The organism is Mesorhizobium sp. C432A (assembly GCF_030323145.1).
Classification (GTDB): Bacteria; Pseudomonadota; Alphaproteobacteria; order Rhizobiales; family Rhizobiaceae; genus Mesorhizobium.
On record NZ_CP100470.1, the window covers coordinates 18861 to 31037 of the forward strand.

The 12177-nt window shown below is 62.2% G+C and carries 11 protein-coding genes and 3 pseudogenes; 4 read left to right on the forward strand and 10 right to left on the reverse strand.

What is annotated here, in order from left to right; all coding sequences use genetic code 11:
* Positions 1–70: 70 nt before the first annotated feature.
* Positions 71–708, reverse strand: a pseudogene (locus tag NLY33_RS00090) (ABC transporter permease); the annotation flags it as partial.
* A 16-nt stretch (positions 709–724) separates the two neighbouring features.
* On the opposite strand from NLY33_RS00090, the gene NLY33_RS00095 reads away from it, so the two are divergent.
* The gene (locus NLY33_RS00095) at positions 725–1054 is read left to right on the forward strand and encodes a GMC oxidoreductase (RefSeq protein ID WP_023692322.1); all 330 of its coding nucleotides are present in this window, start codon (positions 725–727) and stop codon (positions 1052–1054) included.
* A gap of 10 nt (positions 1055–1064) precedes the next feature.
* Here the strand turns inward: NLY33_RS00095 and NLY33_RS29580 are convergent.
* Both NLY33_RS29580 and NLY33_RS00100 read right to left on the reverse strand, forming a co-directional pair.
* A pseudogene (locus tag NLY33_RS29580) lies at positions 1065–1189 on the reverse strand (aldehyde dehydrogenase family protein); the annotation flags it as partial.
* 16 nt (positions 1190–1205) lie between these two features.
* A complete protein-coding gene (locus NLY33_RS00100) occupies positions 1206–1370 on the reverse strand; it encodes a hypothetical protein (protein WP_023704359.1) in 165 nt (54 codons plus the stop codon).
* On the opposite strand from NLY33_RS00100, the pseudogene NLY33_RS00105 reads away from it, so the two are divergent.
* A pseudogene (locus NLY33_RS00105) lies at positions 1330–1583 on the forward strand (MBL fold metallo-hydrolase); the annotation flags it as partial. The gene NLY33_RS00100 and the pseudogene NLY33_RS00105 sit on opposite strands and share 41 nt — an antisense overlap.
* A gap of 23 nt (positions 1584–1606) precedes the next feature.
* Here the strand turns inward: NLY33_RS00105 and NLY33_RS00110 are convergent.
* The 7 genes from NLY33_RS00110 to NLY33_RS00140 form a co-directional block, all read right to left on the reverse strand.
* Positions 1607–2350, reverse strand: a complete 744-nt coding sequence (locus tag NLY33_RS00110) for an ATP-binding cassette domain-containing protein (protein ID WP_023708373.1) — start codon at positions 2348–2350, stop codon at positions 1607–1609.
* A 9-nt stretch (positions 2351–2359) separates the two neighbouring features.
* Complete coding sequence (locus NLY33_RS00115; protein ID WP_023708374.1) at positions 2360–3559, reverse strand: alanine racemase; 1200 nt, start codon at positions 3557–3559, stop codon at positions 2360–2362.
* A gap of 12 nt (positions 3560–3571) precedes the next feature.
* Complete coding sequence (locus NLY33_RS00120; protein ID WP_023686847.1) at positions 3572–4540, reverse strand: ABC transporter permease; 969 nt, start codon at positions 4538–4540, stop codon at positions 3572–3574.
* 35 nt (positions 4541–4575) lie between these two features.
* The gene (locus tag NLY33_RS00125; protein ID WP_023681811.1) at positions 4576–5637 is read right to left on the reverse strand and encodes a substrate-binding domain-containing protein; all 1062 of its coding nucleotides are present in this window, start codon (positions 5635–5637) and stop codon (positions 4576–4578) included.
* A 68-nt stretch (positions 5638–5705) separates the two neighbouring features.
* Positions 5706–6767 carry a substrate-binding domain-containing protein gene (locus NLY33_RS00130; RefSeq protein ID WP_023667731.1) on the reverse strand — a complete coding sequence of 354 codons (1062 nt, stop codon included), beginning with the start codon at positions 6765–6767 and terminating at the stop codon, positions 5706–5708.
* Between the two features lie 31 nt (positions 6768–6798).
* Complete coding sequence (locus tag NLY33_RS00135) at positions 6799–8052, reverse strand: M20 family metallopeptidase (protein ID WP_023667730.1); 1254 nt, start codon at positions 8050–8052, stop codon at positions 6799–6801.
* A complete protein-coding gene (locus NLY33_RS00140) occupies positions 8049–9263 on the reverse strand; it encodes an ROK family transcriptional regulator (RefSeq protein WP_023681814.1) in 1215 nt (404 codons plus the stop codon). The genes NLY33_RS00135 and NLY33_RS00140 overlap by 4 nt, the downstream gene beginning before the upstream one ends.
* A gap of 919 nt (positions 9264–10182) precedes the next feature.
* Between NLY33_RS00140 and NLY33_RS00145 the strand changes: the two genes are divergently transcribed.
* Positions 10183–11529 (forward strand): family 1 glycosylhydrolase, encoded by a 1347-nt coding sequence (locus tag NLY33_RS00145; protein ID WP_023667728.1) that lies wholly within the window; start codon positions 10183–10185, stop codon positions 11527–11529.
* Positions 11530–11953: 424 nt separating this feature from the next.
* Positions 11954–12109 (forward strand): MucR family transcriptional regulator, encoded by a 156-nt coding sequence (locus NLY33_RS00150; RefSeq protein WP_488362152.1) that lies wholly within the window; start codon positions 11954–11956, stop codon positions 12107–12109.
* Positions 12110–12177 lie beyond the last annotated feature (68 nt).

The following is a 12177-nucleotide window of genomic DNA, read 5'->3' on the forward strand; positions in this document are numbered from 1 at the left end:
CCCGGGCGCAAGCAGCCAACCGGTCGGCGATCGCAACTGCCGTGAACAATCTATTTCACCGGCTCGGGCATCACAGCCTACCTTCGGCGGTTGCGAGCCGGCCCCGCATCAATTCGCGGCGCTTTCGAAACTCTGTGTATTCCTGGTCGGCCAGTACCCCGATCAGGATCACCGATCCACTCACGGCAAAGTTGAGTGAGGAGGGAATGCCTAAATTTAGAAGATTGACAAGATTCTGAAGCACCTGCAGCAAGATCGTTCCGAGCACCACACCAATGATTGAGCCTTCCCCGCCCCGCAACGAGAACCCTCCAAGGACGGCGGCAGCGATCGCGTAGAGCTCGTAGAAATTGCCGTGCGAGCTTGGCAGGATCGAGCGTGTGTACATTGCGAGAAAGATGGATGACAGCGCCGTCAGCCCGGCGCAGATCACATAGGCGCAGATGATAACCCGGCCGGTGCGGATTCCGGAAAACCGCGCGGCCTCTTCATTTTTGCCGACGGCGTAGAGATATCGTCCGAAGGCAGTACGGTGCAGAACGACCCACATCACCGCCGCCAGCATGAGCAGAAAGACAAAAGAATGAGGAATGGGAATGGAGGTGTAGGCATTGTTGGTAAGACCGAAACCAGATCGGTGCGACCGGTGGTGAGATATTCCAGATCCTCGAAGCGGGTTTCGTAGGGAAAGCCTGCCGGCGATCTTGCCCTGCTGCTCGCCGGCATGAAGATCGCCCGCACCATCCTGCGTCAGCCGGCCCTGCAGGCGGTGATCGCCGAGGAGCTGTCGCCGGGCGGGGCCGCCGACCTTTCCGATCAATCCATAACAGACCACATCCTCGAACATGCCAAGACGGTCTATCACCCCTGCGGCACCTGCCGGATGGGCACCGATGACCAGGCGGTGGTCGACCCGCAATTGCGCGTGCGCGGCGTGCCGCGCCTACGCATCTGCGACGCCTCGATCATGCCGCGTCTCATCAGCGGCAACACCAACGCGCCGGTGATCATGATCGCCGACCGCTGCGCCGATTTCATCCTCGGCAGCGCTTAGCGAGAAACGGTCAGCCGAGAGAAATCCAGGCTGTTTTGAGAGGGTGTATCTGTCCAGCGCATGCAGCGACTTGTCGCGACCGAAGCCGGACAGCTTGACGCCGCCGGGCGGCACGGTGATGTCGGCGCCGCCATACATTGCATAGGTCCTATCAAATCGAGACTGGGATAGCGGTGCCAACGCGCTGCTGTTGGCCGCCAGAAAGCTGGTGCGGATACGCCTGGAGAAATTCAGGCGATGCAGGCAACTTCACCAGACGCAGCAGCTCCAGCAGCATCCATGACGGCGCCGAAGTCGCGCCCGGCTTCCAGATCATCGCTGCGCCGGCCACACGCCCGGCCACTCGGTCTACCTCGCAAACTCCGGCAAGGAACAGCGCATGATTTCGGCCGACACGATGTATGTGCCAGCGCTGCTGGCGCCGCATCCGGAGTGGCAAGGCAGCTACGACCAGGACGGGCCGATGGCGATCACCACGCGGCACAAGCTGATCGATCGCGTGATCGCCGACAACATCCGGATCTCGGGCGGGGGCTCTCAGAGAGGTTCCTGCTATTGCTGCTGCAGGCCGGTGATCATGGCAATGATCTCGTTCTTATCGGTCTTCGCGGTCTCGCGAATTCCAATCTGCTTGCCACGCCTGAGAACACAGATGCGGTCGGAGAGCTTGAAGACCTGGTCGAGGCTGTGGCTGATGATCAGGATGCCGACATTGCGCTGCTTCAGCGACTGGACGATAGCCTCCACCCGGGCGGTTTCGGCAACGCCCAGCGCCGCCGTCGGCTCATCCAGCAGGATCAGCTTGCTTGCCCAATGCGTGGCGCGCGCGATCGCAACGCCCTGGCGCTGGCCGCCGGAGAGATCGCGGATAGTGGCGTGCGCGGAGGGGATGCGCACGTCCAGTTCCTTCACCAGTTTCTCGGTCTCGTCGATCATGCGGCGGCGGTCGAGCAAACCGAGGCGGTTCAGCGGCTCGCGGCCGATGAACATGTTCATGTAGACCGTCTGCTGGTCGGCCAGCGCCAGGTCCTGGTAGACGACCTCGATGCCGTGCGCGCGCCCCATGGTGGCATTCGACATCGTCACCGGTTTTCCTTCGATGACGATGGTGCCGGACGAGGGCGGGTGGACGCCCGAGACGATCTTGACCAGCGTCGACTTTCCGGCGCCGTTGTCGCCGACGAGTGCAACGATCTCGCCCGGGAAAACCTCGAGCGAAAAACTCTCGATCGCGGTGATGCCGCCGAAATTCTTGCGAATGTCGTGCAGCTGAAGGATGGGCGCGCTCACCGTCATGTGTTTCTCCTAGACTGGCCAGGCATAGGGTTCACCGAAGCCGTTCTCGATGGTTTCCACTTTCGGATTGTCCGTCGAAATGCCCGACACGCCGACAATATGGGCGCGGGTGACGAAGGCCTGGCCACGGAAGCCGAACACGGCGCTGTCGCCAGGCTTCGGCGCGTTCGCGCCGGCGGCATCGATCATGGCGTAATAGTCGATCGCAGAGGGCGGCGGCACCTCGACGCTGCGCAGTGCCGAGCCTGCCGTCGTCGGTTCAGCCGAGACGATCGCCTTGACGTCGTAGTCGGGGAAGATCGGATCGATGTAGAAGCCGCCGCCAAGGCAATAGGCCTTGCCGCCGGAGAGATGCGAGACCTCGGTGAGATAGAGCACCGCCGGCAGCTCCGGCAAATCTTCCATGACATGCAGCGCGGTGGTGCCATGCAGTCCATTGCCGGGCTCGCACTGCGTCGCGCCGGCCTCGGCGAGTGCCGCCAGCATAACGCTCGACGTGGTGCCCGGCGCGTTGATCTCAATGTCCTTGCGTCCTGCCTTAGCCAGCGCTTCCGCAGCTTTCGCGAGCGTCGCCAGATTGGGGGTCGGCAGCACTTTTCGCGAAGCATGGTCGAACAGCAGAGCAGGGAAAGTGGTGATGCCGGCGAAACGGCCGCCTTCGACGGCATCCAGCCGGTCGGCGACATCGATAATGTCGGCGGCATTGAAACCGCCTTCATGGCCGCGATAGAAGATATCGCCTTCGGCGGCGATGCGGGCCAGCAGGTCCTGCACATAGCCGGCCGCCTTGGCGCCTGTTGCCGCTTCCCCAGCCTTGGTATCGTTGAACACGGTCCAGTAGTCCGGCTTGAAGGTTTTCGCCGCAGCCGCCGCTTCGAATTTTGCGACCTGCTGGAGATGGCCGAGATGGCCAAGCTTCATGCCTGCCTTGTGGGTGGCGCGGGCGCAAGCCATGTCGACGGCGACCGCGCGGTCAATGCCGCCGCGCATCACGGCCCGGCAGAACGACGAGGAGCGGCCGACCTGCTTGGTCATGGCGAAGATCTTCAGGCCGTTGCGGCTGGCTTCGCTCTTGAGAACCCGCGCATTGGCCTCAACCGTGTCGAGATCGAGCACATAAGCATTGGCCGGCAACTTACCTTGCTGGTGCAACCGGATAGCTGATTCGATGAAGGCGGGGTTGCGGCGGCGCAGAATCTCGAGAAACATGGATGGCTTCCTTCAGCGGTTCTTTTCGCGCAGCGACACGGCGACTGCGGTCAGGATGATGAGGCCACGCACGATCATCTGGTCGGAGACCGACAGGCCCATCAGGATCAGGCCGTTGTTGAGCATGCCCATCATCAACGAGCCGACCAGCGCGCCGACCACGGAGCCCTTGCCGCCATTGAGCAGCGTGCCGCCGACGATGACGGCGGCGATGACCGTCATCAAGTCGGTTTCGCCGAGAGTATATTTCGCCGCCTGCAGGCGACCGGCATAGAGCAAGCCGGCAAGACCGGCGAGCCCGCCGCTGATGGTCAGCACGGCGAGCCTGATCCTGGGCACGCTGATGCCCGATACGCTTGCGGCGCGGGCATTGTCGCCGGTCGCCAGCACATGCGCGCCGAAACGGGTTTCGCGGAACACCAGGTGGCCGATGGCCACGGCAATCACCGACCACCAGACGAGTGAGGGGACACCGAGCAGCGAGCCGGAACCGAAGAAGCCGGTGAACGCTTCGTTGGTCACCGAGATCGAGCGAAGGTCTGTCATCGAACGCGAAACGCCGGCGAACAGGCCGAGCGTCGCCAGCGTCACCAGGAAGGAGGGCAGCCTGACATACGCCACCAGCACGCCGTTGATGACGCCGATCAGCAGGCCGGCGCCGAGGCCGGCGACTATCCCTGCCGGCATGCCGTACGCGTTGATGGTGACGGCGGCTGCAAGGGCCGCCACCGCCACGATCGAGCCGATCGACAAATCTATTTCGCCGGCCGACATGACGAAGACCAGGCCGATGGCCATGATCGTCACCGGCGTCGTCTGCAACACGATGTTCGATAAGTTCCGGACGGTGAGGAAGCCGCTGTCCCTCAGCACAATGGCGAAGAACAGAAAGATCGCCAGGAAACCGAGGTAGACGACATATTGCTGCAGATTGAAGCGGCTTGCGAAGCTGCTACCGGCGCTGGTGTTGGCACTGGACATTTTATCCCTCCGGTGGTGAGCGCTTCGCCTCGAGCCTATTTCACCGCGTCCGCGATGGCCGCCGGTACGTCCCTGTTGAGGGACTTCCTCCAACCGTCCTTCACCGTGTCCTTGGTGACGGCGATGGAATCTACGGCATAGAATGGTTCGGCCTTCTTGCCGACCAGCGAACCTGCCGAGGCGCGCGCCAGCGTCACGCCAATGCTGTAGGCCTCGTCGGCGACGAGGGCCGCGATGTTGCCGCCCTTGACCATGTCGAGCGCGGCAGGCTCGTTGAGGTCGAGCGTGACAATCTTGGTGTGTGTGTTGCCGGCACCGCGCAAGGCCGAAAGCACGCTCAGCGCCGGTTCGGCCCAGGTGACATAGATGCCGTCCAGGTCCGGATGCTGGGTGATCATCGCCTGGGCGATGTCTTCGCTGCGCGCCGGGTCGGCCATGCCGGCCTCGGCCTCGATCTTCATATCGGGATAGTCCTGCTCGATGGTCTTCTTGAAGGCCTGGTCGCGCTGGTTGGTGACGTAGAAGTCGGCATCGTGGAAGATGTAGCCGACCTTGCCTTTCTTGCCGAGCGCCTCGGCCATGGCGATGCCGGCCTTGTTGCCCATCTGAAAGAGATCGTCGGAGACGATGGTGACATAGTCCCTGCCCTGCTTGTAGCCGGCCGGGGAATTGTCGACGAAGCCGAGCTTGACGCCGGCCTGGCGTGCCGGATCGTAGACCGAAGCTGCGGTCGCCGGATCGACGGGAAGCGACAGGATGATCGACGGCTTTTTGGCCATCACCGTCTCGATATCGGCCTTCTGTCGCGCGGCGTCGAAACCGGCATCGGTCTGCGCCACCACCTCGATGCCGAGGCGCTTGAATTCGTCATGGGCGCCGGCGTTGACGGCGTTGGTGTATTCGCTCATCTCGTGCCAGACGAGGGCGGCGGTGAACTTGCCGTCCTTGATCTGCTGCTCTTCGGCTGGCGTCAGCGTAAGACTGCTCGCCGGCACCGGCTTTTCACCATTCGGTCCTGTGGTGACGCCTTCAGCGGCGAAGGCGTGCATGGCTAGCAGGCTCGCCACTGTCGTTATGATTACAGATGCTTTGCGCATATCCCGGTTCCCTTTTTGTTGTGTCGAAGAAAAGCTCCGGTGCGGCGGGCCGCGCCCGAGCGAGAGCCTTACTTGGCCGCGTCGAGCACCGGCTGCGGCGCGTCGCGGTTGAGCGAGTCCTTCCAGCCCTGCGCGACATTCTCCTTGGTGACGGTCAGGGCCGGGGCGACGACGAAGGCCGGTGTCGGCTGGCCAAGCAGCGACTTCATGCCGGAAGCAGCCATGGCGCGGCCGAGTTCATAGGCCTTGTCGGCGACGAGGGCTGCGACATTGCCGCCCTTGACCATGTCGAGCGCGACCGGCTCGGCGAGGTCGAGCGTGACGATCTTGGTCCTGGCGTTGCCGGCGCCGCGTAGCGCCGACAGCACGCCGTCGGCCGGCTCGGCCCAGGTCACGTAGATGCCGTCGAGATCGGGATGCTGCAAAAGCATCGCGTTGGCCAGTTCCTCGGCGCGGGCCGGGTCGGATATGCCCTGTTCGGCGACGATCTTGATGTCGGGATACACCTTCTCGATGGTGGTCTTGAAGGCTTGGTCGCGCTGGTTGGTGACGTAGTAGGCAGCGTCGTGGAAAATGTAGCCGACCTTGCCCTTGCCGCCAATCGCCTTGGCCATCGCGTCCGCAGCCTGCTTGCCCATCTGGAATAGATCGTCAGTCACGATCGAAGCGTAATCGGTGCCCTGCTTGTAGCCCTTGGGCAAGTTGGACAGGAACACCAACTTGGTGCCGTCCTTGACCGCCTGGCGGAAGGCTTCTGCCGAGGTGACCGGGTCGAGCGGCAGCGCCAAGATGACGTTGGGCTTGGCGGCCAACGCCGTCTCGATGTCGCTGCGCTGGCGGGCGGAGTCGAACTGGGCATCCGTTTTGACCGCAATGGTGATGCCGGCGCGGGCGAATTCGTCGGTGGCGCCGGCGGTTACCGCATTGGTGAAATCGGACGAGGTGTGCCAGAGCAACGCAGCCTTGTAGCCCTTGTCCTTGAGCGCGGCGATGTCGGCATCGCTTAGGATCACGTCGGCGCTCGGCGTGGCGCTCTCGCCCTGCGGGCCGACCGTCTGTGCGAAAGCTGGGTTGGCGGCAAGCATCAATCCGCCGGCAAAGGCGGCGGCGATCAGTGTCTTCATCGGCATGTCAGTTCTCCCATTTTGCTTCGTTGGTGGTTCAGTCGGCCACGCCGCAATAGCGGGCCATGAAGGCGGCGAAGCCGACTATGCCGGCGAAATATTCCTCGACATCCACGTGCTCCTCGAATGTGTGGCAATTCCTGATGTCGCCGGGCGCGCAATAGACGGCAGGAATACCGAGCTGATTGATGATGAAGGGGGACTCCGACCAGAACGGTGCGCCCTCGATGACGCCGCGTCCGCTCATTGCGCCAGCCATCGCGTCGGACAGCATGGCGACTTCTGCCCGCGTTTCGCCGATCTCGGCAGCGGTGCCGCCCAGCCTGTGGTCGCGGCCGGCGGGGTAGGCGAACTCTACCGAAATATCCGGATCGGTGATCGCGCCGCGCACGGCAGCCTCGATCTCGGCGGCGGCGGTGTCGAGGTCTTCGCCAGGCAACAGCTTACGGATCAGCGAGAGCGTGCAGCGCTCGGGAACGGCAATGTAGCCGCCGCCGGCAAGCCCGGTGATAAGCAGGAAGCCGCGCCCGACCAGTTTGTGCTCGGCGCGCGCGGCGACCTCATCCGAATGCTTCCAAAGCGCCGTCATCGCGGCATGGCTTGCACGGAGCGCATCCTTGCCGAGTTCTGGCACACCGAAATAGGCGGATTTGCCGGTAATCGAGATATCGGTGATGAAGAAGCCGATCTGCGCCGCATAAACGGCCAGGCGGGTCGGCTCGACATAGACGCTGAAATCGGGTGCTGTGACCTCGCCGGTCTCGATGCGTCCGACGAAGTGCTTGATCCCGGCGGAAATGCCGGTGCCGGGCTGGCCGCTCTCCTCGTCGCCGATGAAAGCGAAGGCGACGTCGCCCTTGAGGCGAACGCCTGCCTTGTCGAGTAGCGCGAGTGCCGCCAGCGAAGCAGTGATGCCGGCCTTGAGGTCGCCTGAGCCGCGGCCCCAGACAGCACCATCAATGATCGGGGCGGCGAACGGATCCTCACGCTCGGTGCCTGCCCAATGCTCGCGCCAGCCGTCGACATGGACGGTGTCGGTATGGCCCATGAACAGCAGGCGCTTTCCCTGGTCGGCCCCCTTGCGCTCGCCCCAGATGTTGGGCCGCCCGGGAAGAAATTCCGTCCTGGTCAGGCCGCTGAGGTCAAGGTCGCGCATCCTGGCTTCTAGGAAGTCGACGAAGTTGGCTTCGTTGCCGGTGATGCTCTCTCGGCCGATGGCGCGGCGAAACAGCGTTAGTGCGTCGTCGCGGTCGAGCGCTGCCTGCAGGCGGGCGGTAATATCGTGAGTCATATCGCGGCCTCCTTCAGGGCGGCGGCCTGGGCAGGCGGCAGCGAAATCCGGCCATCAGGCGCGTCGACGCCGAACAGCGTGTTGTGCAACTGGCCAAGGCCGATTGCCGCCGCGCCAATGAGGGCTGCGCGTGCGCCGAGTTCGCTCGCCTCGACCCTGACCGGATAGGGGAAGCATAGCGGCAGAAGCGCCTGCACCCTGGACAGGATTTCGGGCCGCAACCCAATCGAGCCGCCGAGGATAAACTTTTCTGGATTGGCGATTGCCGCGATTGCCGCAACGCCTTGCGCCAGATGGCGGGCAGTTTCGTCGAGCACGGTGAGCGCGTCCTTGTCGCCAAGCGCGGCATTCTCGAATATTGCCGGCACCGAGACCTGCCTGCCGGTGAGAGCGTGGTAGCGATCGGTCATGGCGTGGGTGGCCACCGCGCGTTCGAATGCGCCGGTGCGCAGTGATTCCTCGGTGAAGGGATCGGCCCCGATCGGCATGAAACCGATCTCGCCGGCGGCGTGCCCAGCACCCCGCACCAGATGGCCGCCCAGCATCAGCCCGCTGCCGATGCCGGTGCCGAGCGCGATGTAGGCGAGATTGTCGATGCCCTGGCCTTGGCCGAGCCAGTTCTCGCCAAGCACCGCGAGATTGACGTCGTTCTCGATCATCACCGCGACGCCGAGCGCTTCTTCGAAGGCATCCAGCACATTCATTGTGTCGAAGCCGGCAATGTTCGGCGCCATTAAAATGCGGCCGGTGGCCGGGTCAGGAGCGCCAGGCGCGCCGATGACGGCCAGGCGTATCTTCTTGCGCGCGACGTGCTGTCTGGCCGCGGCATCGAAGGCCAGCGCTGCAATCTGATCGACGACGAACTGGCCGCCGCGCGGGTCGGTCGGTGTGGCGGCTTCGGCAAAGATCTGGCAGGCAAGGTCCGTCAGCGCGACCCGCACCTTGGTGCCGCCAAGGTCGACGGCGATGATATAGGCTGCGTCGTGGACCAGTTCGTAGGTGACGGCGGTGCGCCCGACATGGCCGCTGGTGCGGCCGGTTTCCTGGACCCAGCCCTCCTGCTCGAGCCCGCGCATGATTTCGGAGATGGTCTGCTTCGACAGGCCCGTCAGCTTGGCGATCGAGGCGCGGGAGATCGGCCCGCCCTGGACGATCGCTTCCATCACGGAGCGCTGTGAGAACTGACGGGATATGCGCGGCAGGTCAGTCACATTGAACTCCCGTTAATTCGTTCTATGAGCGAACTTATTATTCGGAACTGGACCTGTCAATGTATGTTCGCGAGCGGCCGTTTTTGCGCACGCGAACATTGATCCGGAGGCAGGATTCAGGCGCGGTGCTGCCGTTCGGCAGAAGATAAATGCGGTCAGGGAGTGGCTGGATCAGCTTCTTGAATCAATTGGGCGAACAGCTTCGCAGCGCATTGACAAATAACGATCATGCTAGTCTCTGAGGGGCACTGTTTTCTACAGGAGATCAATACAGCGGATGGTTCGCCGGTCCATATCTCTCGTATTCTCTCGTATGGGTCTGTCGAACCATGGGACGATGAACGAGACCAACTATTGGCTTCGAGAATATCGGTGATGTACCGCGGGTCTGCGTCCCAGTGAATGGCTCAAATGGGGCCGGCAGCGGAACGTCCGTTTGCAGTTTGCAAACGTGGATAACTACCATACCGCCTTAACTCGCAAAGACCCGTTTGACGCCAACTGGGCTGGCCCGAAGCCGACCTCTCCGTCCAGCATAGTCCGATCATATTCGGCGCAAGCTGCTCGCTTGAACCGTGGGATAGAATTCCGCCAATCTCGACCCGCCTATGCCTGGGTGGCCCCTGCTCACAATCACGAGCGTAGCGCCATCTTTCCGAATGGCCGGGTGAGGCTGGAGAAATCGCCGCTGAACCTTCTCGACCAGCCATTCTCCGGCTTTGGCAAAAAGCCGGTTCGAAGGCTTTTCCGCCATGTGCCGTTGCCTTTCGCAACGAACGGTCAACCGACTGTGAATAGCACTTGCAGGCACGTGGTTGTCAGGCGCCCACCGAACTTGACAAGCAGTCTTGCAGGAACTGCGTCGAGCACTGAACGTTTGACCAAGCGCGGGCATCTCCGCCTTGGCTAAGGACCATCAATGTTCACGTTCATGTTTGCCACCGGCATCGAGAACAGCACCCCCACCATTCGACAAGGCCGGGAGCGCGTCGACGAAATGGAAAAATGCCGCTTCTACGAACGATGGCGCACCGACTTCGAACTGGTCCAGGATCTCGGGGTGCATTTCCTCCGCTACGGACCTCCCATCCACAAAACATGGCTGGGTGACGGACGTTATGATTGGGCATTCGCCGATGAGACCTTCGCGGACCTGAAGGCGAAAGACATTCTTCCGATCGTCGACCTTTGCCATTTTGGCGTGCCGGACTGGATTGGCAACTTCCAGAACCCGGACTTTCCGACACTATTCGAGCACTACGCCAGGGATTTCGCGATGCGCTATCCGTGGATCCAGCTCTTCACCCCAATAAATGAGATGTTCATCTGCGCCACCTTTTCGGCCCGCTGGGGATGGTGGAACGAACAACTGAGCAGCGACACTGCTTTCGTCACCGCCCTCAAGCACATCGTGAAGGCGAACGTGCTTGCCATGCGGGCGATTCTCGAGGTGCGGCCGGACGCCATCTTCATTCAGAGCGAATCCTCGGAATACTTCCACGCCGATTCTCCCGAGGCGGTCGGCAGAGCGGAACGGTTCAACAGCGAGCGTTTCCTGTCGCTTGACCTCAACTACGGTCATGACGTCGACGCGCACACCTATCGCTATCTTCTCGAAAACGGGATGACGGCCGAAGAATACAGTTTCTTCCTGGAAAGCCATCTGCGCAGGCATTGCGTGATGGGCACCGACTATTACCAGACCAACGAACATCGGGTTTGGGCAGACGGAACGACGTCCGGGTCCGGCGAGGTGTTTGGCTATGACGAGATCACGCGGCAGTACTTCAACCGCTACCGGCTTCCCGTAATGCATACGGAGACCAACATCAGCGAAGGCCCCAATGGAGACGAGGCCGTCTATTGGCTGTGGAAAGAGTGGGCCAACGTGCTGCGGATCCGCAACGATGGCATCCCCATCGTAGGCTTCACCTGGTACTCGCTGACGGATCAGGTGGACTGGGACAGTGCGCTTCGGGAGAACAACGGACGGATCAATCCGCTCGGCCTCTATGACCTCGACCGAAATCCGAGGGCGGTGGGGCGCGCTTTCAAGGCGCTGATCGCGAACTGGAACAAGCTGTTGGCCACACAAAGTGTCTGCCTTGCTTTGCCGGTCTTTCTTCCCTCACAGCAAGACGATGCCATTGTTCGCGCGCAACAGGATTATGCGCGCAGCCTGCTGAGCGTGGATCGGGTCGCTGAAGGCTGGACTGAACCACTTGCTGCTCCCCAGAAAGAGGTCGAACCCGATGCGCCTGGATAACAAGACTGCATTGTAACCGGTGCTGCAAGCGGCATTGGACTGGCCATCGCCATGCGGTTGGGCACCGAAGGTGCACGGGTGAGCCGACGTGGGTGGAGGCAAGGTCGAGAAGGCGCGCATCGGTTCGACAAGGGGCGCGCCGGGGAGGCCGCTATCACGGTGCTGTCGACTTGCGCTCACGCGTTCGGCAGGTTGGTAATAATCGTCAACAACGCGCCGGCCTGATAATCTTTAACCATTGAGGCATTCACTAGAGCGGGCTGGCTGAAGGTGCTGAGCGTCGACCTGCTGGGAGCAATTTATTTCGCCGGAAAGGCATTCGCTCATATGACATCTGGGGGGCGTCATCGTAAAACATATTGAGTGTGCGCGGTCGAGACGAGCTCCGCATGTCGAGCTATACGCCGCGGCAAAGGCCACCCTCCTGTCTCTAACCGAGACCCGACGCAGTTCGCACCTTGGCCGACTGGGCATGAATCCGGACGATTACCGAACCAAATGGAACCTGCCTCGCAATTACCCGATGGTGGCACCCAACTATTCGGGAAGCGTTCCGCATATCGCCTCTAACACCCAGTAGCGGACAGCTCTCGCCTGAGGCGTCAGTCGTCGTTGAAGCGCTCCGGCATCGCATTCGAGGCCAAGGCT